The sequence below is a fragment of the Dietzia lutea genome (assembly GCF_003096075.1).
GTDB lineage: Bacteria > Actinomycetota > Actinomycetes > Mycobacteriales > Mycobacteriaceae > Dietzia > Dietzia lutea.
The window spans coordinates 2,636,146-2,661,676 of sequence record NZ_CP015449.1; the positions used below are offsets into that span (position 1 = coordinate 2,636,146).

The 25,531-nt window shown below is 72.9% G+C and carries 23 protein-coding genes, 3 tRNA genes and 1 pseudogene; 2 read left to right on the forward strand and 25 right to left on the reverse strand.

Annotated elements, in window-relative coordinates; translation table 11 throughout:
* Nucleotides 1-65: 65 nt before the first annotated feature.
* The 18 genes and pseudogenes from A6035_RS12030 to A6035_RS12115 all read right to left on the reverse strand — a co-directional run bounded on the left by A6035_RS12030 (nt 66) and on the right by A6035_RS12115 (nt 16,855).
* Nucleotides 66-1,490 (reverse strand): MlaD family protein, encoded by a 1,425-nt coding sequence (locus tag A6035_RS12030; RefSeq protein ID WP_208635541.1) that lies wholly within the window; start codon nt 1,488-1,490, stop codon nt 66-68.
* The gene (locus A6035_RS12035) at nt 1,487-2,656 is read right to left on the reverse strand and encodes an MCE family protein (RefSeq protein ID WP_108849257.1); all 1,170 of its coding nucleotides are present in this window, start codon (nt 2,654-2,656) and stop codon (nt 1,487-1,489) included. The genes A6035_RS12030 and A6035_RS12035 overlap by 4 nt, the downstream gene beginning before the upstream one ends.
* The gene (locus tag A6035_RS12040) at nt 2,656-3,864 is read right to left on the reverse strand and encodes an MCE family protein (RefSeq protein ID WP_108847970.1); all 1,209 of its coding nucleotides are present in this window, start codon (nt 3,862-3,864) and stop codon (nt 2,656-2,658) included. Before A6035_RS12040 ends, A6035_RS12035 begins: the two co-directional genes overlap by 1 nt.
* On the reverse strand, nt 3,861-4,949 hold the full coding sequence (locus tag A6035_RS12045; RefSeq protein ID WP_108849258.1) for an MCE family protein: 1,089 nt from the start codon (nt 4,947-4,949) through the stop codon (nt 3,861-3,863). Before A6035_RS12045 ends, A6035_RS12040 begins: the two co-directional genes overlap by 4 nt.
* Nucleotides 4,946-6,094 carry an MCE family protein gene (locus A6035_RS12050; RefSeq protein ID WP_108847971.1) on the reverse strand — a complete coding sequence of 383 codons (1,149 nt, stop codon included), beginning with the start codon at nt 6,092-6,094 and terminating at the stop codon, nt 4,946-4,948. Before A6035_RS12050 ends, A6035_RS12045 begins: the two co-directional genes overlap by 4 nt.
* Nucleotides 6,091-7,263 (reverse strand): MCE family protein, encoded by a 1,173-nt coding sequence (locus A6035_RS12055; RefSeq protein WP_108847972.1) that lies wholly within the window; start codon nt 7,261-7,263, stop codon nt 6,091-6,093. Before A6035_RS12055 ends, A6035_RS12050 begins: the two co-directional genes overlap by 4 nt.
* Nucleotide 7,264: 1 nt before the next feature.
* Complete coding sequence (locus A6035_RS12060) at nt 7,265-8,164, reverse strand: MlaE family ABC transporter permease (protein WP_108847973.1); 900 nt, start codon at nt 8,162-8,164, stop codon at nt 7,265-7,267.
* The gene (locus A6035_RS12065) at nt 8,161-8,925 is read right to left on the reverse strand and encodes an MlaE family ABC transporter permease (RefSeq protein ID WP_108847974.1); all 765 of its coding nucleotides are present in this window, start codon (nt 8,923-8,925) and stop codon (nt 8,161-8,163) included. Before A6035_RS12065 ends, A6035_RS12060 begins: the two co-directional genes overlap by 4 nt.
* 473 nt (nt 8,926-9,398) lie before the next feature.
* A complete protein-coding gene (gene rplA, locus A6035_RS12070; RefSeq protein WP_108847975.1) occupies nt 9,399-10,121 on the reverse strand; it encodes a 50S ribosomal protein L1 in 723 nt (240 codons plus the stop codon).
* A 90-nt stretch (nt 10,122-10,211) separates the two neighbouring features.
* Nucleotides 10,212-10,646, reverse strand: a complete 435-nt coding sequence (rplK, locus tag A6035_RS12075; protein ID WP_061228429.1) for a 50S ribosomal protein L11 — start codon at nt 10,644-10,646, stop codon at nt 10,212-10,214.
* 308 nt (nt 10,647-10,954) lie between these two features.
* On the reverse strand, nt 10,955-11,956 hold the full coding sequence (nusG, locus tag A6035_RS12080) for a transcription termination/antitermination protein NusG (RefSeq protein WP_200836334.1): 1,002 nt from the start codon (nt 11,954-11,956) through the stop codon (nt 10,955-10,957).
* Nucleotides 11,957-12,019: 63 nt separating this feature from the next.
* A pseudogene (gene secE, locus A6035_RS18745) lies at nt 12,020-12,190 on the reverse strand (preprotein translocase subunit SecE); the annotation flags it as partial.
* A gap of 202 nt (nt 12,191-12,392) precedes the next feature.
* Nucleotides 12,393-12,465 (reverse strand) — tRNA-Trp (locus A6035_RS12090).
* A gap of 183 nt (nt 12,466-12,648) precedes the next feature.
* Nucleotides 12,649-13,113, reverse strand: coding sequence for a MaoC/PaaZ C-terminal domain-containing protein (locus A6035_RS12095; protein ID WP_108847977.1), 465 nt, complete (start codon nt 13,111-13,113; stop codon nt 12,649-12,651).
* Nucleotides 13,110-13,505 (reverse strand): (3R)-hydroxyacyl-ACP dehydratase subunit HadA, encoded by a 396-nt coding sequence (gene hadA / locus A6035_RS12100; protein WP_108847978.1) that lies wholly within the window; start codon nt 13,503-13,505, stop codon nt 13,110-13,112. Before hadA ends, A6035_RS12095 begins: the two co-directional genes overlap by 4 nt.
* Nucleotides 13,506-13,582: 77 nt before the next feature.
* Nucleotides 13,583-14,692 (reverse strand): acyl-CoA dehydrogenase family protein, encoded by a 1,110-nt coding sequence (locus A6035_RS12105; protein WP_108847979.1) that lies wholly within the window; start codon nt 14,690-14,692, stop codon nt 13,583-13,585.
* A 19-nt stretch (nt 14,693-14,711) separates the two neighbouring features.
* On the reverse strand, nt 14,712-15,629 hold the full coding sequence (locus tag A6035_RS12110; RefSeq protein WP_108847980.1) for an NAD-dependent epimerase/dehydratase family protein: 918 nt from the start codon (nt 15,627-15,629) through the stop codon (nt 14,712-14,714).
* Nucleotides 15,629-16,855, reverse strand: a complete 1,227-nt coding sequence (locus A6035_RS12115; protein WP_235026621.1) for an aminotransferase class I/II-fold pyridoxal phosphate-dependent enzyme — start codon at nt 16,853-16,855, stop codon at nt 15,629-15,631. The genes A6035_RS12110 and A6035_RS12115 overlap by 1 nt, the downstream gene beginning before the upstream one ends.
* 210 nt (nt 16,856-17,065) lie before the next feature.
* Between A6035_RS12115 and A6035_RS12120 the strand changes: the two genes are divergently transcribed.
* Nucleotides 17,066-18,847, forward strand: coding sequence for a thiamine pyrophosphate-dependent enzyme (locus tag A6035_RS12120; protein WP_108849261.1), 1,782 nt, complete (start codon nt 17,066-17,068; stop codon nt 18,845-18,847).
* Between the two features lie 67 nt (nt 18,848-18,914).
* On the opposite strand, the gene A6035_RS12125 is transcribed toward A6035_RS12120, so the two are convergent.
* A tRNA-Met gene (locus A6035_RS12125) sits at nt 18,915-18,988 on the reverse strand.
* A gap of 42 nt (nt 18,989-19,030) precedes the next feature.
* A tRNA-Thr gene (locus tag A6035_RS12130) sits at nt 19,031-19,103 on the reverse strand.
* 176 nt (nt 19,104-19,279) lie between these two features.
* Between A6035_RS12130 and A6035_RS12135 the strand changes: the two genes are divergently transcribed.
* Complete coding sequence (locus A6035_RS12135) at nt 19,280-20,002, forward strand: glycosyltransferase family 2 protein (protein WP_108847981.1); 723 nt, start codon at nt 19,280-19,282, stop codon at nt 20,000-20,002.
* Between the two features lie 40 nt (nt 20,003-20,042).
* Here the strand turns inward: A6035_RS12135 and A6035_RS19345 are convergent, their stop codons facing one another.
* The 5 genes from A6035_RS19345 to A6035_RS12160 are packed head-to-tail and all read right to left on the reverse strand — an operon-like array spanning nt 20,043 to nt 25,351.
* Nucleotides 20,043-21,416, reverse strand: a complete 1,374-nt coding sequence (locus A6035_RS19345; RefSeq protein ID WP_108847982.1) for a prenyltransferase — start codon at nt 21,414-21,416, stop codon at nt 20,043-20,045.
* Nucleotides 21,413-21,757 carry a lycopene cyclase domain-containing protein gene (locus A6035_RS12145; protein WP_108847983.1) on the reverse strand — a complete coding sequence of 115 codons (345 nt, stop codon included), beginning with the start codon at nt 21,755-21,757 and terminating at the stop codon, nt 21,413-21,415. Before A6035_RS12145 ends, A6035_RS19345 begins: the two co-directional genes overlap by 4 nt.
* Nucleotides 21,754-23,472 carry a phytoene desaturase family protein gene (gene crtI, locus A6035_RS12150; RefSeq protein WP_108847984.1) on the reverse strand — a complete coding sequence of 573 codons (1,719 nt, stop codon included), beginning with the start codon at nt 23,470-23,472 and terminating at the stop codon, nt 21,754-21,756. Before crtI ends, A6035_RS12145 begins: the two co-directional genes overlap by 4 nt.
* A complete protein-coding gene (locus A6035_RS12155; RefSeq protein ID WP_108847985.1) occupies nt 23,469-24,350 on the reverse strand; it encodes a phytoene/squalene synthase family protein in 882 nt (293 codons plus the stop codon). Before A6035_RS12155 ends, crtI begins: the two co-directional genes overlap by 4 nt.
* Entirely contained in the window at nt 24,347-25,351 is a 1,005-nt protein-coding gene (locus A6035_RS12160; RefSeq protein WP_244192425.1) for a polyprenyl synthetase family protein, read from the reverse strand. The genes A6035_RS12155 and A6035_RS12160 overlap by 4 nt, the downstream gene beginning before the upstream one ends.
* Between the last annotated feature and the right edge of the window lie 180 nt (nt 25,352-25,531).

Genomic DNA, 25,531 nt, shown 5'->3' on the forward strand with positions numbered 1-25,531 from the left:
GCGGACGCGAGGGGGGCGACCGCTGGAGAGGATGACGATACTCGGGACTTCGGCAATTCTCAGAATTACGGCGGAGACAGAAGGTCGCCGACGTCGACCGGGCCGGCCGGGCGGTCGAGGACCGCCACGCCCGCGTCGCCGACCGCAGGCGGACCGGTCGGGTACGCGCCGGTGCCGGGATCGTAGGTGCGCGGCGCCGCGACCATCGCGACCCCGGAGGCGCCGGCCTTCTCGCGGCACAACGCCACCGTCGCCGCCCGCAGGCCCGGGTACTCGATGCACGGCATGTTGCGGGCACCGCGTACCGCCACGGGTGAGTCCTCGGGCACCTTGCAGTACAGGTCGGGCGGGGTGTCGGGGACGTCGAGCTCGGCCGGCGACCGCCGCTCCTCCGGCGGCAGGAACCCGGTGATGCACGGCGGCGGATCGTTGTAGCTGTTGACGAAGAAGGTGTTCTGCGCGGGCATCGCATCGCCTGCGTTGGGCAGGGCCGCCGACTGCGTGGAGTCCATGATCGCCGGGAACAGCACGAGGATCTGCTCGAGCGACGGCGTGTAGACGGCCGCCACCTGCTCGACGGTCACCAGGTTCGCCAGCAGCAGGGGCCAGGTCGGCGAGAGCTCCCGGAACAGCAGGATCGTCTCGCCCGCCGCCGCCGGCGCGCCCTCGAAGACCCCGCGCAGCGCCGGGTCCGACGCCGCCACCTCGCCCGCCACCCGGTTCGTGGCCCCCGCCCACTCGCGCACGTGCCCCGACGACGCGGCCTGGGCCTCGAGCAGCGGCGCCGACCGCCGCAGCAGCGACGCCCACTGCTCGCGGTCGCGGCCCATCTCGTCACCGAGTCGGGTGAGCGCGTCCACCGTGGCTGACAGGTCGTCACCCGCACCGCCGACGGCGCGGGAGGACTCGTCCACGAGCGAGGTCAGGCGCTCGGGTCCGACCGAGTCGAGGGCCGCCTCGAGCATGTCGACCGTCTCGGCGACCGGCACCGGCGGGCGGACGCGGTCGGCGCCGATGACGTCGCCGTCGGCGAGGAAGGGCCCGGTCGGCTCGGCTGCCGGAGACGCCGGGGCGGCGCCGGAGGCCGGGGCGATGCCGGAGGCCGAGGAAGTGCCGGCCGTCTCGGGCACGAGGTCGACGATCAGCTCCCCCACCGCCGACATCGCACCGACATAGGCCGTCGAGTCGGCGGGGATCCGCGCGTCGCGGTCGAGCAGGAGCGTGGCGCGCGCGCCGGCGGGCGTCATCTCGAGGTCGCGCACCCGTCCGACCTCGACCCCGCGGTAGAGGACGTTGGCGCGCGGGTAGAGCCCCGAGGCGTCACGCATCTCCAGGGCCACCTCCATGCGCCCCCAGCCCAGGTGCTGCGGGATGCGGGCGAACGAGAACACCACGAGGACGAAGGCGATGGTGCCGACGAGCACGAACGCGGCCAGCCTGAGCGCCATGCCGCGCGTGGCCTCGCTCGCCTCCCGCCATCGCCGCCTCATGCGCCGCCTCCTGCGGCCGGGGGCGCCTCGGGGTCCGCGGGCAGTGGCGCAGCGGGCGCCGGGGGCGCCAGGGCGTCGCCGAGTCCGGCTCGGGCGGGCTCGACGGGTGGGGCGGGCACCCCGAGGATCGTGTCGAGCGAGGCCAGCGATCCCTCGAACGGCGTGCCGATGAGCAGGGCGGTGTCCAGGACCGGCAGTCGCAGATCGAGGATGACCGTGCCGTTGGCGTAGTCGCCGCGCACCGCGTTGCGGTAGGTGTCCAGCGGGAACGGGAACGTCGCGAGGTAGCGCAGCGACTCCGTGAGCGAGTCCCCCGACGCCGCCAGGCCCTGCAGGACCGGGTCGAGCGCGGCGAGGTCCGCGCGGATGTCACCGCCGGAGACCTCGACGACGCGGCCGGCGGTCGCGGTGACGGTGTCCACGGCGCGGGTGGCCTCGACGAGCCGCTCCCGGCGCCGCGCGAGCACCTCGAGTGCGGGGCCGAGGTCGGCGATCCCGCCTTCGACGTCGTCGCTGCGGACCGCGAGCTCCGCCGACAGCCGTTCGAGCGCCTCCAGGGCCACGACGATGTCCTCCTTCTGGGACTCGAGCCCCGAGAGCAGTTCGCTGATCCGGCCGACCACCGCGCGGGTCTGGTCGGTGCGGCCGGTCATGGCGGTGTCGAGTTCGCCGAAGACCTCCGCGGCCTGCGCGAGGCCGCTGCCGCCCAGCGCCGCGGCGAGCGTCGCGAGGGTCTGCTCGGTGGTCGGATACCCGCCACTGCGCTCGAGTGGGATGAGGTCGCCATCCGAGAGCGTGCCCTCGGCCCGCTCCTCGACCGGCGCCGCCAGCTCGAGATGGGAGGCACCCAGCAGGCTGCTCTGCCCCACCCGCGCGACGGCGTTGCGGGGAAGGGCGACGTCACCGTCGAGATCGACGGTCACCTCGGCGCGGCCCGGGCCGAGGTCGATGTCGGCGATCCGGCCGACGGTCACGTCGCCGACCCGGACACGGGAATTCCGATCCAGGGTGGTGACGTCCGCCAGCTGCACCGTCACCGAGTAGCTGTCCGGTCCGCCGCCTGCCGTCCCGGGGAGCGGGAGACTGTTCAGCCCCTTCCAGTCGCAGCCGGACATCGTCGTCGTCGACACCAGGATCAGCGCGGTGACCACCGCGCGGCGCCGCATCACCGCACCCCCTCGGTGAGCAGATCGGTGACGCCGGCACGGTCCGGCCGCAGGTGGTCGTGGGTGTAGTCCAGCTGGTGCGGCAGCGCGCCGACCCCGCGGCTGGGGTTGATGCCCACGGGCGGGTAGTCCACGGCCAGCGTGCTCAGGGTCGGGCCGAGGAGCCGCACACACTCCTCGGAGGCGGTGTGCACGTCGGTCTCCTCGGCGGCGGCCAGGGCCGAGCAGATGAACTGCATCGGGTTGGCGAAGTTGGTCAGCGCGAGCGCGGAGATCACCGCGTTCTGCGATGGCTGGTAGATCCCCTGCAGGTTGGACAGGGCCGTGGGCGCGACGTGGAGGATCTGCGCGATGTCGTCGCGCTGCTCCGCCAGCACCCGGACGAGCTCGGCGGTGGTGCGGGCGGTCCCGGTGCTCACCTCGCGGTTGTCGCGGACGAAGTCGCGGACCTCGTCGACCGCCGCGTCGAGCTCGGTCAGCGCCGGACCGATCTCGCCCCGCCCGCGGTCAACCGAGACGGTGACCGCCGCCATGACCTCGTTGAACGTGGTGATCTGCTCGCCGGAGCCCTCCATCGCGGCGGTGAACGCCTCGAGGTTGCGCACGGTGGCGAAGAGATCGTCGCGACCGTCGGAGACCGTCTGCAACGCCGAGCGGAGCTGCCGCACCGTGTCGCGGACGTCGTCACCGCGTCCGGTCAGCATGTCGTCCGCCGCGGCCACGGCCCGGCCCGCGGGGCCGGCCTCGTCACCGGGGCGCGGACCGAGCGTGCCCGACAGACGGTGCAGCTGGGTGACGACATCGTTCCACTCGACCGGCACCGCGGTGTGGTCCAGACCGATCGTGGCGCCGGGCTCGGTGACCGGGCCGCCGGTGTACGGCGGGCTGAGCTGAACGAATCGGGCCGCCACCAGGGTCGGCGCCATGACGACGGCGTCGACCTCCGCCGGCAGGGCCTGGTCGCGGCTGACGAGGAAGTCGACGACGACGCGGTCGCCTCGCGGCTCGACCGCCGTCACCCGCCCCACCGGCACGCCCATCACCCGCACGTCGTCGCCCACGTAGAGGCCGCGAGCGGAGACGAACTCGGCGGTGTAGCTCTCGTGCGGGCGCCACGGGACGCGCACGTCCACGAGCCCGGCCGCGAGCAGCAGCACGAGCACGCCCCCCACCCACGGGGCGACGGCGGCGAGGGCCCGGCGCATCATCGCGGGCCCCCGGCCGGCGGCGCCGCGGGCGCGGGCGGAACGCCTACCCCTGCGCGGGTCAGGGCGTCGTTGAGAGCGGGCTCGATGATCTCCACCGGCAGCAGGTTCTGGATGTAGGAGTTGAAGAACGGCCCCGACGCGACGGCCTCCCCGAGCTCGGTGGCGTACGGACCCAGCCGCTGGATCGCCAGGGCCAGGCCCTCCCGGTGCTCGAGCACCAGCTCCTGCAGCCCTTTCACCCGTTCGAGGGTCGGCGCGAGCGTCCGGTCGTGGTCGCTGATGAGTCCGCGGATCTGGACGGTGAACGACCGCAGGGTTCCGGCCAGGGTCTCGAGCGACTCCTGCTCCTCGCGCAGCGCGGCCAGCAGAACGCGGGCGTCGCGCAGGAGGGTGTCGATCTCCTCCCCGCGCCGGGCCAACAGCGCGGAGAGTGTCTCGGCATCGGCGAACAACTCCCGCAGGGCGGCATCCCGCTCGACGATCGACGCGGACAGTCGGCCGACGCCGTCGATCGCGGCGTCGACGTGCTCGGGCGCCTCGCCCAGGGTCGACGAGACGGTCTCCAGCGCGACCGCCAGCTGCTCCATGTCGATCTCCTCGCCGGTCCGCCCGAGTCGGCCCAGGGTCTCGGCGAGGTCGTACGGCGCGGTGGTGCGGTCGACGTCGAGGACCGCGCCGGAGTCCAGTCGACCGGGCCCGGCGGGCAGCACGCGCAGTTCGCGCGCGCCCAGCGCGGTGGCGGTCGCGATCTCGGCCCGGGTGTCCGAGCCGAGACCGATCCGGTCGTCCACCGTGAACTCGATGCGCACGGCGTCGCCGTCGATCCGGATGTCGGTGACGCGGCCGGCGTCCTTGCCGGCGATCCGCACCGGGTCGCCGACGCCCAGGCCGCCGGTGTCGACGAACCGGGCCGTGTAGCCCTCCGTGCGGTCGACGCCGGGCAGGGACCGCAGGTTGAGCGCGCCCAGTACCACCAGGGCGATGACCACCGAGCCGATGACGCCCACGATGAGCGGGTTGCGCTCGCGCAGGCGCACGGGGTTGCGCGGTCGGGCACGCTCGCGCAGGCGCACTGGATTCCTCATGCCGGCGCACACCTCCCGCCCTCCTGTGTGAACAGCGGGCTCGTGGTGGATCCGCCCCGCAGGTCGGAGACCCGGATCTGTAGCCCGCACAGGTAGTAGTTGAAGAACCCGCCGTACGCGCCGAGCCGGGTGAGGGACCGGTACGTCTCGGGCAGCTCGGTGAGCAACTGCGCCAGCGTCTCGCGACGCGAGTCCACCTGGCGCGCGACCGCGTCGACACCGTCCATGTCCGCGCGGAGATCGGGCCGGACGTCCCCGGCGAGCGTGGCCAGCTCGGCGGCGGTGTCGTCGAGGTGACGGGTCGCGGAGGCCACCGTCTCGGCGTCGGCCGCGAGTGCGGAGGTCAGCTCCCGCGCGTGGACGAGCGACTGCTCGAGCGCCGGTTGCTGCCGCTCGAGGGTGTCGAGGACCCGGCCCAGGTGGGTGATGACCGAGCCGATGACCCGGTCGCGGTCGGCCAGGTGCCCGGTGACCTCGCCGACCGCCCGGACGATCACCCCGACATCGTCCTGCTGCCCCTGCAGGACCGCGATGAGCTCCCCGCTGAGCCGGTTGACCTGCCCCGGCTCGAGGACCCGGAACAGGGGCTGGAAGCTGCCGACGAGGGCGTCCAGATCGAGGGCCGGGGTGGTGCGGTCGAGCCCGATCGTCGCGCCGTCCGGCAGCTTCGCGGTGGGGTCCGCGGGGTCCGCGGGGTCGGCGTCGTCGGTGAGCTCGAGGTAGCGGTCGCCGACGAGGTTCAGGTAGCGCACCGTCGCGCCCGTCGTGCCGCGGGGCCGGTAGTCGTCGTGCAGACTGAACCGCACGGTCACCGTCGGAGCGCTCGCGGAGGCGGCGTCGCCGTCGCCGTCGGTGCCGGCACCGGCGTCGGAGCCCGCCACGTGGAAGTCGACCGCGTCCACGCGCCCCACCTCCACCCCGTGGACGCGGACGGTCTCGCCGGCCTCGAGCCCCGAGACGTCGGTGAACTCGGCCGTGTACGTCGCCGACTCGCCGAACCGCACCTGCGCGAACACCACCCACAGCCCGGCCAGGACGAGCGCCATGACGACGGTGTAGATCGCCGCCGGCAGGGCCGCGCGCGACCGCCGCCGGTGCCGCCGCGGCGCCCTGTGTGCGGAGGCGGAGGCCTGGTGCCGACTCATCCCATCCCCTCCGTGAGCAGCACCCACAGCGGCGCGGCGTCGAACTCCGGCGAGGTGTTCCCCCGCTCGAAGGGGTTCATGCCGACGTCCGCCACGAGGTAGGAGGCGTTGCCGTCCTCGGGTGTGCGCACCGGCAGTTCCCCGCAGCGGGGCCCGCCGCCGGCGCGCACGACGGGCAGGTCGTCGGGGTAGCGGTACGGGTCCACGCCGAGCAACAGGGTCGAGTTGAGGACCATCGAGTACCCGTTGGCCCCGGACGCCGGCTCGGCCAGCTGCCGCGCCCGGTCTGCACCCTGGAAGAAGCACGGGATGGCCGGCGAGTAGTGCTCCAGCAGTTCGGCGGTGGGCCGCAGGTAACCGAAGGCGTCGGCGATCTCCTGCTCGTGCGGTTCGAGCAGCGCGTTGCCCTCGATCGCCACCCCGGCGATCGCCGGCAGCAGCACGTCGAGGGTGGCGGCCTGGTCCGTCACCGTCCGGGCCGGCACCCGCAGCCCGGACAGCGCGGAGATCAGCTCCGGGGTCGCCGCCGCCAGCCCGTCCGCGGCCGCGGCCCCCGCCCGCAGGTCCTGCCGCAGCGCCCCGAGCTCCGGATTGACCGCCCCTGTGAACTCCGAGACCGCCACCGCCGCCCGCCCGATCTCGTCGCCGCGCCCACGCACGCCGTGCGCGAGGGCACCCGTCACCGCGGCCGCCTTCTCCGGCTGCACGGCCGTCATGACCTCCGTCAGCGACTGGAACACCGTCTGCGTCTCGGTGGTCACCGACTCCGCCCGGAGCGCGTCACCCGAGGTCAGCACGGCCGTGGAGCCGCCGACCTCGTCGTCGTCGCCCCCGGAGAGCACCACGCGCTTGGCGCCGAACAGGGTGCTCGCGGTGATGTGCGCGGTGGTGTCGGCGGGCAGCGCCGCCGAGTACTCCCGGTCCAGATCCAGCTCGATGCGTGCGCCGTCGCCGTCCGGGTCCACCGACGCCACGCGGCCGATCTGCACGCCGTGCCGCAGGACCATCGCGCCCGGCTCCAACACCAGCCCCGACCGGTCGGCGTGGAGGGTGAGGTCCATGGTGCGGGCCCACCCGCCCCGGAAGGAGATGGTGACGACGACGAGGGCCGCGGCCACCAGGAGCGCCGCCACCAGCACGGCGAGCCGGCCCTTCGCCCGGGCGCCCACGTCAGCCCGCCAGCCTCACGGTCGGCGCGTCCCCGTACAGGGCGAGCGAGATGAGCAGCGTCACCAGGACCACCGCCGTGAGCGACATCCGGACGGCGCGGCCCGTGGCCATCCCGACGCCCGCCGGCCCGCCGGTGGCCGTGAACCCGTAGTAGGTGTGGATGATCATCACCGTCAGGGCCATCGCGATGGCCTGCGCGAACGACCACACCACGTCCACCGGGTTGAGGAACGTGGAGAAGTAGTGGTCGTACACGCCCGGCGACTGGCCCAGCACCGCCACCGTCGCGACCCGGCTGGCCAGGAACGAGGCGAGCACCGACAGGGAGTACAGCGGGATGACCGTGAGCAGGCCCGCGACGATGCGGGTGCCCACGAGGTACCGCACGGGGTCGACGGCCATCACCTCGAGCGCGTCGATCTCCTCGCTGATCCGCATGGCGCCCAGCTGCGCGGTGGTGCCGGCGCCGATCGTCGCGGCCAGCCCCACCCCGGCCGTGACCGGTGCGACCACGCGGATGTTGACGTACGCGGCCAGGAAGCCGGTGAGCGCCTCCACGCCGATGTCGCCGAGCGAGTTGTAGCCCTGGACGGCTACGGTCGCGCCGGCGAACAGTGTGATGAACCCGAGGATCGCGAGGCTGCCGCCGAACATCGCGAGCACGCCGGTACCCAGGCCCACCTCGGTCGTCACGCGCAGGGTCTCGCGGCCCTGACGCAGCGGTGCGGTCGCGGCGGCGCGCAGGGCGCGGACGACGAAGAGCAGCGCGCGGCCGAGGTCGTCGACGGCGTCGAGCAGTCCGCGCCGCCCGGCGTCCGGCACCGCGCCCCGCGCATGCGCTCCGCCGCCCGCCGCACCCCGCCGGCCCGCGCGGAGCTCGTGCTCTCCGCCGGCGCTCATCGGCCCGTCACCTGGATACCGATCGCCGTGAGGACGAGGTTCGCGAGGAACAGGGCGACGAACGAGAACACGACCGTCTCGTTGACCGCGTCACCGACGCTCTTCGGCCCGCCCGTCACGGCGAGCCCGCGGTAGCAGGCGACCAGGCCGGCGATGAGTCCGAACAGGGCCGCCTTGACCTCGGACAGCACGAGTTCGGCCGGGCCCACCAGCAGGGTCACGCCCGCGGCGAACGCTCCGGGGTCGACGTGATTGAGGTAGACGGAGAAGACGAACCCGCCGATGAGCCCGATCGCGCACACCGCCCCGTTGAGCGTGGCGGCCACCAGGGCGGAGGCGAGCGCGCGGGGCAGGACGAGGTGCGTGGCCGGGTCCAGCCCGAGGACCTCGAGCGCCGAGATCTCGTCGCGGATGGTGCGCGAGCCCAGGTCGGCGGCCACCGCTGTCGCCCCGGTGCCCGCGACCACGAGCACGGTGACCAGCGGGCCGATCTGGGTGACCGCGCCCAGTCCGGCGCCGGCTCCTGCCATGTCGCTGGCGCCGATCTCGCCGAGCAGCGAGTTGAGGGTGAACACCACCAGGACCGTGAAGGGCAGCGCCATGAGCACCGTCGGGACGAGCGAGACGCGGGCGATGAACCAGTACTGCTCGACGAACTCGCGCCAGCGCCAGGGTCCGGTGATCAGCCCGACCAGCGCGTCGACGGACAAGGCGTAGAGGTCGCCGACGGACCGGACCGCGGTCGTCACCCGACTCGCCATCTCCCGCCCCCTCCCCCGTGCCGGCCCGGCTCAGTGCGCTCCCCGCCCGCGTGGCCGAACCATATCCAGGGGAATTGTCACGCGGGCGGCATAGGACACAGTCTGCTCTGGGCCGCCGCGGCTCGGGTGCGAACGCGGCAGGTAGTTCCCGCACGCGCCGACGGCCCCCGCCCCCACAGCCGCACGCCACCATGGCGTCTCGCACCCCTCGACGGCACCCGCCCCCGCAGCCGCTCGCCACGATGGCGTCTCGCACGCCCCGAAGTGACGGCGAGACGCCATCGCGGGGAGCGGCTGTGTGCCAGGCAGGCATGCCCACGCGCGAGACGCCATCGCGGGGAGCGGCTGTGGGCGGGAGCGGCTGTGGGCGGGAGGCGGGGTCGGGCGTCGGGCCAAGCGACCGGGAGCCGCAAATGCGGAAAGGCCCCGCGCCAGGGATTCCGGTCGCGGGGCCTTCAGCCGAACTGGCTAACTCACTCGGAGTCGGTGCCGGCCTCGAGGAGCTTCGAGATCGCCTGCGTGTCGACCGGGATGCCGGGGCCGGTCGTGGTGGAGATGGTGATCTTCTGCAGGTAGCGGCCCTTGGAAGCGGACGGCTTGAGGCGCATGACCTCGTCGATCGCGGCCTGGTAGTTCTCCGTGAGCTGCTCCTGCGTGAAGGACGCCTTGCCCACGATGAAGTGCAGGTTGTTGGCCTTGTCGGTGCGGAAGGTGATCTTGCCGCCCTTGATGTCGTTGACGGCCTTGGTCACGTCCATCGTGACGGTGCCCGTCTTGGGGTTGGGCATGAGACCACGCGGGCCGAGCACGCGGGCCACACGGCCGACCTTGGCCATCTGGTCCGGGGTGGCGATGGCGGCGTCGAAGTCGAGCCAGCCACCCTGGATGCGCTCGATGAGGTCCTCGGAGCCCACGGCGTCGGCGCCGGCGGCCTCGGCCTCGGTGGCCTTCTCGCCCGCGGCGAAGACGATCACGCGGGCGGTCTTTCCGGTACCGTGCGGAAGGTTCACGGTGCCACGGACCATCTGGTCCGCCTTGCGGGAGTCGACGCCAAGTCGCATGGCGACCTCGACGGTGGCATCCATCTTCGTCGAGGAGGTGTCCTTGGCCAGGGCCAGGGCTTCCAGAGGCGAGTACAGCTTGGTGCGGTCGACCTTTTCAGCGGCGGCCTTGAAGGCCTTGCTGTTCTTGCTCATGTCTCATCCATTCCTGCCGCGTCACTCACGCGGCGGTCGGGTGTGGTTCGGGCCTGAGCTGCCCTCCCACGGATTGCTTGGGGGTGGAGGTCAGCCCTCGACCGTGATGCCCATGGAACGGGCGGTGCCGGCGACGATCTTCGCGGCCTGGTCGATGTCGTTGGCGTTGAGGTCCTCCAGCTTGGTCTGCGCGATCTCACGGACCTGGTCCATGGTGACCTTGCCGACCTTGGCGGAGTGCGGCGTGCCGGAGCCCTTCTGTAGGCCGGCGGCCTTGAGGAGGAGCTTGGCGGCCGGCGGCGTCTTCAGCTTGAAGTCGAACGACCGGTCCTCGTAGACCGTGATCTCGACCGGCACGACGTTCCCGCGCTGGTTCTCGGTGGCGGCGTTATAGGCCTTGCAGAACTCCATGATGTTGACACCATGGGCACCCAGAGCCGGGCCGACCGGCGGGGCCGGGTTGGCAGCGCCGGCCTGGATCTGGAGCTTGATGAGCCCTGAGACCTTCTTCTTCTTCGGAGGCATCGTCTTCCTGATTCTTCGACTGGATCTCGGCACCGCGCTGTACACGCGGGAGGCCGACTGTCGTGTGCACCCGTCCCCGCCGCCCCACCGTGAGGCGGGCATGCGGCGACACAAGCGCAACCTAGGAGAGTTTACGTGTTCCGCGCGCGCAACGACTAATCGGGGCGCGGACCGCTCCCCCGCATGCCGGCCGTGGGCCGGTGTTCGCCGGCCGTGCGTTGGTGTTCGCCGGCCGTCCGCCTCCGGTGCGGAGACGACGAACCCGCCCCACGCTGTGCGCGGGGCGGGTCGCCGGAGGATCGTGCGGGTCAGTCGATCTTCTCGACCTGGTTGAAGCCGAGCTCGACCGGGGTCTCGCGGCCGAAGATCGACACGAGCACCTTGAGCTTCTGCGCGGCCGGGTCCACCTCGGAGATCGACGCGGGCAGGGTGGCGAACGGGCCGTCCATCACGGTGACCGACTCGCCGACCTCGAACTCGACCTCGACGTTCTGCGGGACCAGCCCGGCGTCGCCGTCGGCGGCACCCGCGGCGGCGGCCTTCTTCTCCGGCTTGGGCGCCAGGAACTTGGCCACGTCGCTCAGCGAGAGCGGGGTGGGGCTGCCGCCCTGGCCGCCGGTGGCGCTGACGAAGCCGGTGACGCCGGGGGTGTTGCGCACGACGCCCCACGACTCGTCGTCGAGCTCCATGCGCACCAGCACGTAGCCGGGCAGGACCTTGCGGTTGGCGGTCTTCTTCTGACCGTTCTTGACCTCGGTGTACTCCTCGACCGGGACCTCGACCTGGAAGATCTTGTCCTCGGCGCCCAGGGTGACGGCGCGGGTCTCGAGGTTGGCCTTCACCTTGTTCTCGTACCCGGCGTAGGAGTGGATGACGAACCAGTCGCCGGGCAGCTTGCGCAGCTGACGCTTGAACGCGATGACCGGGTCGATCGCGGGCGCGGCCGGCTCGGCCGGCGCCTCCTCGGCCTCCGGCTCCAGCGCCGGGGTCTCGTCGGTCAGGTCGTCCGTCTCGAGGGCCGACTCGTCGAGCTCGGCCTCGGCGACGTCCACGTCGCCCTCCGCGACGATGTCGCCCTCGACGTCCTCGTCGATCTCTGTGGGCTCGGCGTCGGTGGCCGCGTCGGCGTCGAGCTCGGCGCCGGCGGCGACGGTCTCGTCCTCGGCCTCGGGATCGGCGGGCTCGGCCACGACGGAATCGGCGGGACCCGCGGTCGTGTCACCGAGCACCGCGTCGGCCTCGCTCGCGGCCTGCTCGGCAGCGGCCTGCTCGGCGTCCTCGGCCCCGGGGCTCTGATCGATGTCGCTCACGGAAATGCGGTCCTCTCGAAGTCGGCGGTCCGGATCTCACCCCGGACCTTCAGCGGCAGGTCTCTAGCGGTCGAAGACGAGCTCGACGAGCTTGCCCGCGCCGAAGTCGACGCCCGAGACGAGCGCGGTCATGAAGATGAGGAACAGGAACACCACGATGGTGTAGGTGACCATCTGGTTGCGCGTGGGCCAGATGACCTTGCGCAGCTCCTCGACGACCTGCTTGAGGTACTGGAAGGGATTCGCGCGGGCGGTCCGCGTGTCCTCCGGCTTGTCCGCGTCCGTGCGGACCCGGCCCGCGACGGCCGTGTCGCCACGACCGGCCTTACCCGTGGGAACGGCGGCCTCGGAGTCGCGGGCGCCGCGGGTGTCGACGTCGTCGTCGCGATCCTGGCTCACGCGGCTACCTCCGGGTCGTCTGGCTTGCGGGGAAGTGCAGGGGCGACAGGACTTGAACCTGCAACCTGCGGTTTTGGAGACCGCTGCTCTGCCAATTGAGCTACGCCCCTTCGGCCGGTTTCCCGACCACCCGTACCGACCCGCGTAGCGGACCGCACGAACGCCTCGACTCTACAGTGTCGGCGACTGCCCGGTGGCAGCGCGGGTCGCGACCACGTTCGGTCGGGTAACCCAGTGTACGACAACCGGCCGGGCGTCCCGAAATCGGCTCCCCGGACGCCCGCCGGGACGTCTCAGTCCCCGAGCGCGACCGTGACGATCGCCTTGCCGAACACCTTGGCCCCGCCGCTGGTGACGACCAGCGCGATGTCCGCGCTCGAGCCGTCCTCGGAGACCTTCTTCACCGTCCCCGCCACCTCCAGCAGCGCGGGGGCGTCGGCCGGCACCACCACGGGCGCGGCGAACCGGAACGAGGTGGCCAGGACGCGATCGGCTCCCCCGACCCACTCGGCGACGACACCGATCGCCAGGGCCGACGTCAGCATGCCGTGCGCCACCACACCGGGCAGACCGAGCGCCTGCGCGGCCCCGTCATCGAGGTGGATGGGGTTGTGGTCCCCCGACGCCTCGGCGTAGCGACGCAGGTCCTCCCGCCGGACCGGCAGTGTCCGCGGAGGCAGGGCGTCGCCGGCCGCGGGACTCGTCGTCGTCGCCCTCGTCGTCTTCTCCGGCCCGGTCGTCTTCCCCGGCCCGGTCACGCCTCCACCTCCGCGGTGAGCAACGCACTGGTCAGGGTCTGGACGGGCTCGCCGGCGGCGTCGCGCAGCACCGTGTCGAAGCCGATCATGCGCCCGCCGCGCGCCGACCGCACCCCGGTGACCGTCGCGGTGGCGGTGAGGACGTCGCCCACCCGGATCGGTCGGTGGTGCTCGCTCGACTGGGCGGTGTGGAGGGTCCGCGCGAGGTCGATGCGCAGCGCGGGGTGCTCCATCACCGCGCGTTGGACCGGGGCGGTCAGGGCGGCCGCCAGCGTCGCGGGGACCTGACCGGCGGGCGCCCCGACGGCCTCGGCGAACCGTGACACCACCGCGTCGGTCACGGTGACGGGATCGGCGACGACGACGAGGTCATCAGCGTTGTCTGTGCTCACAGCCCCGACGCTACCCGAGGGCCCGGACACCGACCCGCCGGTCCGGTGCGGCGTCGCCGGGCCCCGTCGGCCGCTGTTCAGGCGTAGCGGAAGTCCTCGCCGCGTGCCCACGCCACGAGCTTGTGCGAGGTCTCCCGGCGCGACGGCGGGTGATAGCTGAACACCTGGGCCGCCTCGAACGCGTACGCCAGCGCGGGGTCCTGCATGTACGCGAAACCGCCCACGCCCTCGCGGACGCGCGACTGGACGCGCACGAGGGCGTCGCGCATCGACCACCGCACGAGCGCCAATCGCGCCGACACGTCACCGCCACGGGCGCCGTCGTCGAACTCGCGCGCGACGGCGAGCAGCGACGTGCGCATGGCCTCGACCTCCGCGAGCGCCGAGGTGAGAAGCTTCGCGTCGACCGGGTCCCTGCGGGCGAGCGTCTCCACCATCCCCGTGGCGACTCCTAGGTAGCACGCGCTGATGAGCAGCCCGAACCACAGGTACCCGGTCATCTCGTGGACGTTGTCCGGGTCGTTCTCCGACATGAGGAAGACCATGTCGCCCTTGACCCGCACCTCGTCCAGCACGAGCGCGTCGCTCTCGGCCGCGGCCAGCACGGGCGCCTTCCAGAACTCCTCGCGGCTCAGCCCGTCCGATCCGTTGAAGACCAGGACCACGGCCCGCTCGTGCTGGTCGACGAGCGCGCTGGCCACGAGCAGGCTCATCGAGCGCGCGAGGCTGCAGGGGGCCTTGCGGCCGGAGAGCAGGTAGTCGTCGCCGTCCCGGCGGGCGGTCATCGTGGGCCGGAACACCGACCCACCGGGCTTGCCCTCGGAGAACCCCGAGGCCATGACCGTGCCCTGCTCGACGAGGTCGCGGATGAGGGCACGCTCGTCGTCGGAGGCGTCCTCCGCGGCCTCGAACAGCGTGGCGCACGACAGGTGGTGCATGGTGGTCGCCGCCCCCAGGGACGGGGCCAGGGCGCCCACCGCGGTCTGGAACCGCACGGCCTCCACGGCCGTGGCGCCCCGGCCCCCGAGTTCTGCGGGGACGATCAGGCCGGTGCCTCCGCTGCCCGCCCAGTCGCGGATGGCGGTGGAGTCCGGCCCCTCGTTGGCGACGAGGCCGGTGGCCTGCAGCTTCTCGCGCAGGCCCGGGGCGTAGTGGTCCAGGACGGAGTTCTCCGTGGAGAGCAGCATGGGATTCCTCTCGGTCGGTTCAGCGAGGGGCGAGCATGGATCGGGCGGCGTCGGCGCTCGACCGGCCGGGGCTCCACCCGGTGGCCTCGCGCAGGCGACGGGACGTCGTGACGGGTTCACCCGGGGTGACCCAGTGGGACGAGTAGGACAGCAGCCGCAGCCGGTAGCCGACGTCGGCCAACCGGCCGGCGAGACGCAGCGGCAGCGGGAGGCACAGGGAGCGGTTCCAGCGGCACAGGTCGGCTACCGACACCGCGTCCTCGGCGCCGACGTTGAACTCCCCGTCGACGCGGTCGCGGATCACGCGCATGTACGCCTCGGCCAGGTCGTCCTGGTGCAGGAACTGGTAGTAGGAGCGGGACGGCGTCGGATAGGCGACGACCCGGGCTCGCATCTGGCGCAGCCCGGAGTTGTCGATGTCCGGGCCGACGATGTAGGTCGGGCGCAACACGGGCACGGCCATGCGGCCGTCGGAGGAGCGCCGCCACCGGCGGATGTCCTCCTCCATGAGGGCCTTGTGGTGCAGGTAGTAGTGCTCGGGCCCCGCGCCGATCGGGGCGGACTCGTCCACCACGTCGGGCCCGCCGCGGGGGCCGTAGGCGTTGACGCTGGAGGTCATCACGCACACGGACACCCCGGCGGCGTCGGCCGCCCGCAGCAGGCGCGCCGAACCGTCGACGTTCACGCGGCGTGCCGCGGCCTTGTCGCGGGGCTCCTCGACGACGAACGCGCAGTGGATCACGACGTCCGCGCCCGCCAGGGCCGGCTCCACCGGATCCGAGGCGAGGTCCAGCGCGACCGTCTCGATCCGCTCGTCGGACACCCGCAGCGGGGAACGCGCCACCGCGACGATCGACCGGACCCACTGCTCGGTGACGAGGCGGCGCAGGAGCACGGTGCCGAAGTCCCCGGACGCGCCCGTGACGACGACCCGCATCAGCCGTCGGCCCGGACGATGCCGAGCACGTCGTCGATTGCGCGGGCGGCGTGGAGCATCTGCTCCTCGCTGTGCTCGGACGTCACGCAGACCCGCAGGATCGCCCCCGCCGCCGGCACGGCCGGGCTGATCGCGGTGCCCGTGTACACCCCGCGCTCCATGAGCATGTTCCACGCCTCGATCGCCCGCAGGTCGTCGCCGACGGGGACCGGGACGATCGGCGACCAGTCGTCGCCCGTGTGTCCCGACCCGCACGGGTGGCCGAGGCGCTCGAGTTCGGCGCGCAGCGTCCGCGAGTTGGCTCGCAGCTTCTCGACGCGACGCGCCCCCTCCTCCCCGCGGATGATCCGTACCGCGGCGAGCACCCCGGCGACCGAGGACGGCACGGCGGCCGTGGAGAAGAGCATCGGCCGGGCGGTGACGCGCAGGCTGTTGACCAGCTCGCGGCTACCGGTGATGAAGCCACCGATCGAGGCGGTCGCCTTGGACAGCGACGACATCAACACGTCGACGTCGCCCGAACTGCCGCACTCCTCGGCCCAGCCCCGCCGCGTCGGGCCGTAGAGGCCCAAACCGTGGGCCTCGTCGACCATGAGAGCGGCGCCGTGCCGCCGGGCCAGCGCCGCGATCTCGGGGATCGGCGCGAGACTGCCCTCCATCGAGTACAGCGAGTCGACGACGACCAGCGTCTGCTCCGCGCCGGACCGGGCGGCCGACGACAGGGTCTCCTCGAGCGAGTCGGGGTCGTTGTGGGCGAACACGTGCGCGGTCGCTCCCGACATCCGGATGCCGTCCCGGATGGAGGCGTGGGCGAACTGGTCCACGACGACCGCGTCGCCGGGCCGCAGGAGGGCCCAGAGCGTCCCGAGATTGGTCTGGTAGCCGGTGGAGAAGCTCAGGGTCTGCTCCGTGCCGAACCAGTGGGTGATCTCGTCCTCGAACTCCTCGTGCAGGTGCATGGTGCCGTTGAGGAGTCGACTGCCGGTGCTCGCCGACCCGAAGTCGCGGACCGCGCGGGCCGCGGCCTCGATGACCTCCGGGTGCTGGGCGAGCCCGAGGTAGTTGTTGGATCCCAGCATGACCCGATCGGTCCCGGCGACATCGGTGAGCGCGCCGCTGCCGGATCGCATGGTCGCGAAGTACGGACTCTTGCCTGCAGCGGACACGGCCTCGAACAACTGGACACGTTCGTCGCGGTGGAGACGGTCGATGATGTTGTGGTTCAAAGGAATTCCTTCCAGCCGGATTACCGTGCTTCGCGACGCGCCGGAGGCCGGATTGGTGGTTCCGCGAAATCGGGCGGGGGACTTTCCCGCGCCCGGAGAGGCACCGTGGGCGGGGCGCGGCGGTGCCGGCTCCGCGACCGGACCGGTGAATCGCCCGTGCCGCGCCGCCCCGACTCCTACCGTGGAGACAGTCGAGACCGGAGGCGGACCATGGATCAGAGCACGTCGACAGGCAGGCTGACGCCGGTGGAGGGGCACGGCGGATCGCACGCCACGGCGGTCGCCGCCGCCCACGGGGTGCGGACCATGTTCACCCTGTCCGGCGCGCACGTGTTCCCCATGTACGACGCCGCGGCGAAGGAGGACCACGGCATCGCGCTGTTGGACGTCCGACACGAGCAGACCGCCGCGTTCGCCGCCGAGGCCACCGGCAAGCTCACCCGTTCCCCGGGGCTGGCCGTGCTCACCGCCGGGCCGGGCGTCACCAACGCCGTCTCCGCGATGGCCCAGGCCTCCTTCTCCGGCGCGCCGATGGTGGTGCTGGGCGGGCGCGCGCCGACCGGGCGCTGGGGCACCGGCAGCCTCCAGGAGTTCGACCACGTGCCCGTCGTGGCACCGGTGACCGTGTCCGCCGAGACCGCGCGCGACACCGCCGACATCGCCGCCGCCACCCACCGGGCGTTCACCGCCGCCCGCACCGCCCACCGCGGGCCGGCGTTCCTCGACGTGCACATGGACCACTTCTTCGACCGATGCGCGTCCGCGCGGCCCGGGCCGGGATACACCGACGACGGCACGCCTCTAGGCCCGTCGCTCGGCGCGGCGGGTGACTCGGCCGGTGCCCCGGAGGGGGCCGGGCCAGGCTGCTCCGCCAGCGCCGACCGCCTCCCCGACACCGACGCCGTCGACCGGATCGCCGACCTGCTCGTGCGTGCCGAGCGGCCCGTCCTCGTGCTGGGGTCGGACGTGTGGGCGGACGGCGCCGAGGACGCGGCGCTGCGCTGTGTGGAGACGCTCGGACTGCCGGTGATCCCCAACGGGATGGGCCGCGGCATCGTGCCCGCCGGGCATCGGCTGCTCGTGGGCAAGGCCCGCGGCATGGCGTTCGGCGGCGCCGACGTGGTGATCGTGGTGGGTACGCCCCTGGACTTCCGGCTGGGCTACGGCGTGTTCGGCGGCAAGGAGGGCGCGACGCCCGCGACCGTGGTGCACATCGCCGACTCCCCCGCGCAGCTCAGTCATCACGCCTCACCCGCCGTCGCGACCGCAGGAGACCTGGAGCTCGTGCTGGACGCGCTGGTCGAGTCCGTGGAGAGGAAGGCCCGGACCGGGGCGGGCCGACCGGACTGGAGCGGGTGGGCGATGTCGCTGCGGGAGAAGGCCGACGCCGCGCACGCCGCGGACCTCGAGTTGTTCTCCGCGGCCGCCGACCCGATCCATCCCGCGCGGATCTACGGCGAACTGCTGCCGCGGTTGGCGGAGGACGCGGTGGTGATCGGCGACGGCGGGGACTTCGTGTCCTACGCCGGGAAGTTCATCGAGCCCGCCCGGCCCGGTAACTGGCTCGACCCCGGCCCGTTCGGCTGCCTCGGCGCGGGGCTGGGTGCGGCGATCGCAGCCCGCATCGCCCGTCCCTCGAGCCAGGTGGTGCTGCTGCTCGGCGACGGCGCCGCCGGGTTCTCGCTCATCGACGTCGACACGCTCGTGCGGCACCGGCTGCCCGTGGTGATGGTGATGGGCAACAACGGGGCGTGGGGCCTGGAGAAGGGACCCATGCAGATGCTGTACGGCTACGACGTGATCGCCGACCTCGCGCCGCGCACCCGCTACGACGAGGTCGTGCGCGCGCTCGGTGGCGCGGGCGAGATGGTGACCGACCCCGCGCAGATCGGACCCGCCCTGGACCGGGCGTTCGCGAGCGGCGTGACGTATCTGGTGAACGTGGTGACCGATGTGGAGGCGATGTACCCGCGCTCGACGTTCGGGGTGTGACAACAGCTCTCGGGGCGGAACGACGAAGGCCGCCCGCGGCGATGCGGACGGCCTTCGATGGGAGTTGTACCGGTGGGGGGACTCGATCCCCCGACCTCACGATTATGAGTCGTGCGCTCTAACCAGCTGAGCTACACCGGCATGCCCTGCCAGTCGGGCGATCGAGCCGCCCCGCACAGTGCGAGCCCCCTGTCGGAATCGAACCGACGACCTTTTCCTTACCATGGAAACGCTCTGCCGACTGAGCTAAGGGGGCGGGCTACGCTCTGCTGTTGGTCTCCCAACGGCTCGGCGCTGAAGCCTTTAGCAGATTACACACACCGCCGAACCCGGCACAAATCGCCCGGTCGGGGGCCCGATCCGCGGCCGCCGAGGCGCGGCCACGGCACAGCTGTGGGGCTGGTCCGGCCGGGCCGCTGGCAGGATGGGCGGGTGCGCATCTCCGTGGTCATCCCCGTGCTCGACGACGCCCGCGAGCTCGAGGGCTGCCTGGCCGCGCTCGCCGCACAGACGCGGGCCCCCGACGAGGTCGTGGTGGTGGACAACGGCTGCTCGGACGACAGCGTGGCGGTGGCGAAGGCCGCCGGCGCCCGTGTGGTCGACGAGCCCGTGCGCGGCATCCCCGCCGCGGCCGCCACCGGGTACGACGCGGCGACGGGTGACGTCATCGCCCGCCTCGACGCCGACTCCCGCCCCGGCCCCGACTGGCTGGCACGGATCGAGTCCGCGTTCGCCGCCGACGCCGAGCTCGTGGCGGTCTCCGGCCCGGGCGAGTTCATCGGCCTGACCGGCTGGCGGGCCCGGGCGGCGAAGCTGCTCTACATGGACGCGTTCTTCGTGTCCGTCGGCTCCGCCATGGCCCACCCGGTGTTGTTCGGCTCGAACCTGGCGATGCGCCGCAGCGCGTGGGAGCGGGTCCGCGACGGGGTCGACCGTACCGACCCGGAGCTGCATGACGACATCGACCTGTCGTTCCAGTTCGGTGCGACCGACCGCCTCTGGGTGGACCGCTCGCTCGCCGTGGGCATCTCGGCGCGACCGTTCGACGACCCCGCGGCGATGCGCCGTCGCTTCTCGCGGGCGTTCCGCACGATCTTCCGCAACTGGCGAGCGAGCCCGCCGTCGCAGCGGTGGCTGGAGCGCGTCCGACGCTGACCAGGCCGAGCCCCTACAGCGGCGGGCCCGGCGCCGGGGCTCAGGCCCAGACGAGGACCGACCAGAGAATCAGCTGCGTCACGCAGAATCCCGCCAGCATGTTGAGCACCAGGAAGCGCTTCCAGCCCTCGTTGGTCGCCTCTGCCGTGGCGTCGGTGACCCGACCGTAGGCGGCCACCGTCGCGAGGTACGGCAGGATCGCGAACGCCGCCCCCGAGGCCGGCCACGGCGCCGCGACCAACAGCACCAGCACCGCCCCCGCGTAGCAGGCCAGCGCGAACCACACCGCGGCCCGCGCACCGAGCACGGTGGCGACCGACTTGAGGCCCGCCTCGCGGTCGAAGCGCACGTCCTGGACCGCCCCGAACGCCTGCGAGGCCGCGCCCCACAGCATGAACGCGATGAGGCACGCCCACACGCCGCCGCTGAGATCGGCCCCGGCGATGGTCCAGCCGACGATCGCCGGGGAGACGAAGTGGAACGCCGAGGTCACCGAATCGAGGAACGGGATCTCCTTGAACCGCAGCCCCTTGGCGCTGTAGGCGATCACCGCGAACGTGCTCGCCGCCAGCCACAACGACGACTCGAGCGTCCCGACCACCACGAGGTAGACGAGGAACGGCACCGTCGTCACCGCCGACGCCACGAGCGTGGGCGTGTGCAGCGCGCGGTCGAGCACCGCGCCCTCGACGCCGCCCTTACGCGGGTTCCGCAGGTCGGACTCGTAGTCGAAGACGTCGTTGATCCCGTACATCGCGAGGTTGTACGGCACCAGGAAGAAGACCGTCCCGATCACGCCCAGCAGGTCGAACCCGCTCGTGGCCAGGAAGTACGCGAGCGCGAACGGGGCGGCGGTGTTCACCCACGACACCGGGCGGGACGACCAGAAGAGGGTGGTGAGCAGGCCGGGCGGCGCGGGCCGGTCGGGGCTGCGGACCTCGTCGTCGTCGCCCCCTCGACCCCGTGCGTCACCCACCGCGGCGCCACCAACCGGCGCGTCACCCACCGCGGAACCACCCACCACGGCGCCACCCACCAGCCCGTCGCCGCGCCCCGACACGGTCGGGTTGGCGCTGGCAGCGGCCCGGCCCCCCGCCAGCGCGCGCGGCCGGGCGGTGAGCGTGAACCACACCGACGGCACGAACACGGCCGCGGCGATCGCGTAGGAGAAGTCCTCGATCGGCGCCACGCCGAGGCGGATCCCGCTGGTGAGGGCGTCGTCGTAGGCCACGAGCCCGGCGGAGATCATGATGTTGTCGAAGATCGCCGTGAGGACGAGTAGCACCACGAGCGAGCCGCCGACCCCGATGAGCCAGCGCCGCCGGTCGTCGCCGCGCAGGCGCCACAGAGCGATGAGCGCGGCCGCCACCACCGGGATGGCCATGGTGAAGTTGATGGTCGAGTAGATGCTCACGGCCGCTCCCCCTCCCGCCGCGCCGAGACGTGCTCGACGGCCGTGACCACACCCGTCGCGCACACGAGCGCGAGGTGAGACAGGAACGCGAGGAACACGACCTCCTCGAGCGGGATCTCCGGCGCCACCAGCAGCCCGGTCATGAAGTCGGTCTGCCCGCGGAAGAACACGCCGCTGCGCACGCCGAGCACGTCCCACGTCAGCAGGAGCGCCACCGACGCGGTCACGGCGAGCGCGGTGGCCGCCGGGGCGCGGAACGCGGCAAGCTTCCAGCGGTGATCGATGACGAGGATGCCCGCGAACGAGAGGGCCTGGACCGCCAGGTACGCCAGCCCAATCACCGGTCGAACACCGTGCCCCGATCGAACAACGTGCCCCCGCCGGGCTCGGCGACCGGCGCCGTGCTCGTGTCCCCGCGGACGTGCTTGAGCACCAGCTCGGCGCTGATGAGGCACATCGGCAGGCCGATGCCGGGGATGGTCGAGGCGCCCGCGTAGTACAGCCCGTCGACGTGCTTGGACACGTTGCGGGTGCGGAAGAACGCGCTCTGCGCGAGCGTGTGTGCGGGGCCCAGGGCCGTGCCGCGCCACGCGCCGAGGTCGGCCTCGAGGTCGGCGGGCGCGATGGTGCGCCGCACGACCACCCGCTCGGCCAGGTCGTCGGCGCCGGTCCACTCGGCGATCTGGGCGATCGCGCGGTCGGCGGCGGCCTCGATCACCGCGTCGCCGGCCCCGTCCACGCCGCCGTGCCCGAGCGACGGGTCGGCGGGGATGGGGACCAGGACGAAGAGGTTCTCGTGGCCCTCCGGCGCGATCCCGCCGGCCGGGTCGGTGTCCGTGGCGCTGGGTCGACAGACGTAGAGCGACGCCGGATCGGGCACGTGCGGGTCGTCGCCGAAGATCGCGTCGAAGCCCTCCTCCCAGCGGTCGGTGAACAGCAGCGTGTGGTGCGCGAGCTGGGGCACCTCGCCGCGCACGCCGAGCAGGATGAGCAGCGCGCCCGGCCCGGGGGTCCTGGCGTCCCAGTAGGTCTGGGGATAGGTGCGGAGGCCCTCCGGTAGCCACCGGGTCTCGAGGTGGTGGAGGTCGGCGGCGCCGACGACGAGGCCGGCCGGCAGCGTCCGCTCCGCCTCTTCCCGGTCGCGCGCCTTCAGGCCCTGCACACGGGGGCGGGCCCGGCCGGACCCGCGCCCGTCGGCGTCCTCGGATGTGGTGACGAGCTCGATCGCCTCGGTGCCCGTGTGGATGCGCACCCCCTGCTCCTCGGCCACCCTGCGCACGGCGGCGATCACCTCGGTGAACCCGCCTCGCGGATAGAGGACGCCGTCGGTGAGGTCGAGGTGGCTCATGAGGTGGTAGATCGACGGCGCCAGGTACGGCGAGGAGCCCAGGAACACGGCCGGGTAACCGAGGATCTGCTGGATGCGCCGGTCGGAGAAGCGCCGCGACACGTACGAGTGCAGCGGCTGGACGAGCCGCGCGACCAGGCTGCCGGCGCGGGCCACGACGTCCGGGCGCACGAGCGCCGGGTACGAGGTGAAGTTGGTGTAGAGGAACCGCTTGAGCGCCAGGTCGTACGTCGTGCGTGCCGAGTCGAGGTACTTGCCCAGCACCCGTCCGGCGCCGGCCTCGAGCGACTCGAACAGCGCCGTGGAGGCCGCGCGGTCGGAGCGGACGTCAACCGGGTCGGGGCGGTTTTCGAAGTACACGCGGTACCCGGGGTCCAGGCGGACCAGGTCGAGCTGCTCATCGGCGGAGGTGCCGCAGAGGCGGAAGAAGTGGTCGAACACCTCGGGCATGAGGTACCACGAGGGCCCGGTGTCGAAGCGGAACCCGCCCGCCGACCAGCTTCCCGCGCGGCCGCCCACCTCGTCGGTGGCCTCGACCAGGGTGACGTCGCGGCCCTCGCGGGCGAGCAGCGCGGCGGTGGCCAGGCCGGCGATGCCGCCGCCCACCACCACGACGGGGCCGTCCGGGGCGTGCCTGCGCGCGTGGGCGCCCGGCAGGCGGGAGGCCAGCGCGCGGGTCGCCCGCACGCCGCGGGACCGCGCGCTCATCGCGACACCGCCCGTCCACGACCCGCAGCAGCCCGGCCGCGGCCCGCGGCGGCGCGGCCGAACACCATGAGCTTCACCGGATCGGGCACCCGCACCCGGCCCGCGCTCACCCCCACCGCGCCGGCCGCGCGGATGCGGTCGTTGAGCTCGGCGAACAGGTCGTGCGCTGCCGCCACCGCCAGGCGGTCGCGGCCCGGGATCCGGTCGATCGCCGCCCGCGCGATACGCAGGTCCGCGTCCACGTCGTCGGCCAGTTCGCGCACGTCCTCCTCCGTCAGTGCCCGCGGGTCCCGACCCGGCAGGTAGTTGCGACCGAGTTCCAGCGAGTCCTCCCGGATGTCCCGGAGGAAGTTCACCTTCTGGAACGCCGCACCGAGTGCGCGCGCTCCCGCGGCCATCTCGTCGTCGTCACCCAGTCCCCCTCCGGCGAACGTCCGCAGGCACATCTCCCCGATCACCTCCGCCGACCCGTGGATGTACCGACGCAGCGACTGCTCGGTGTGCTCGGCGACCTCCAGGTCGGCCTCCATCGAGTCGTAGAACGGGTCGACCAGACGCGCGTCGATCCCGAACCGGCGCGCGGTGTCGGCGAACGCGTGCGTCACCGGATCGGGGTCCAGGCCCCGGTCGATCGCGCGGTGCGTGCGACGCCGCGCCTCCGCGATGAGCTCCCGCGCGGCGACCGGGTCGTTCATCGCACCGTCGACCACCTCGTCGCCCACCCGCGCCCACGCGTAGATCGCCGCGACGTGCGGTCGGGTCGCGGGCGCGAGCAGACGGCACGCCAGCGCGAACGACGTCGAGTACCGGCGCAGGATCACCTCGCTGCAGCGGCGTGCCGCCTCGGTGAACTCCGCGTGCGGGCTCTGCTGGGTCATCGGGTCCTCTCCAGGGCGGTGGCCAGGTGCGATTCGAGCGCCTCGCGGACGGCCGGCGGTACGGCCCGCGAGTCCAGGGCGGCGCGGGCGGCGGTGACGAGGTCCTCCGCGATCCCCAGGGCGTACTCCCGTGCGCCGCATTCGCGCAGCAGCTCGCGCGCGGTGTCGGGGTCGGGGTCGGACCGGTTCAGCGCGGCATCGATCCGCGGCCACGCTTCGGTGGTGCGGGCGTACGCGAGCAGCACGGTCGGCGCGCGGCGCACGAGGTCGCCGGAGTTGGACTTGCCCGTCACGGCCGGGTCGCCGAACACGCCCAGCACGTCGTCGACCACCTGGTATGCGGTGCCGAGGTGGCGGCCGGTCTCCCGCAGCGGGTCGACGATCTCCTCGGGCGCGCCGGCGAGGATCGCGCCCAGCACGAGCGGCAGGCACACCGAGTAGGCGGAGGTCTTGGCCGCGCCGATCGCCAGCGCCCGCTCGCATCCGCCGGGGACGTCCTCCGAGGCGCCGTGGACGTCCGCGTACTCGCCCGCCACCGACGCGACGACCGCCCGGTGCACCTCGTCCAGCACCCGGTGCAGCGTCGCCGCGGGCACGGGCAGGCGCGCGAACTCGGACATCGCCGCCACCAGCAGCAGGTCCCCGCCGAGTAGCCCGCCCACCATCCCCAGGTGCGCTGCTGACTCGGCCGGCAGTCCGCGCTCGGCGGCCCGCGCGGCGGTCCGGCCCTGCAGGTTGGGCTGGCCGCGACGGTGGTCGTCCCCGTCGGCGAGGTCGTCATGGACGAGGAGTGCCTCGTGCAGCAGCTCGAGGGCTTGGCCCGCGGCGGCGCGCACGGTCTCGTCGGACCCGCCGGCGGTGGTGTACACGACGTCGAACAGGGTGGACCGCATGCCCTTGCCGGCGCGCGTGGTCCGACCCAGGTCGCCGAGCCAGTCGTCCACCCCCTGCCCCAGTCCGGGCGGCAGGCCGCGGGCGGTGATCCGATGGGCGGCGGTCATCGAAACGAGTGTCATGTCGGGTTGTTCGGAGCCGGGGCCGTCGTGGATACGTCTCACCTCGATTATGGTCGACGAGATGCGGCGTGACAGGTGGTGCGGGACGTGACACCGGAGCCGCGCGTGCCCACATTTTCACGGATGAGCGTGTGGCGCGCCCCGAAATGCACGAAGACCCCCGCT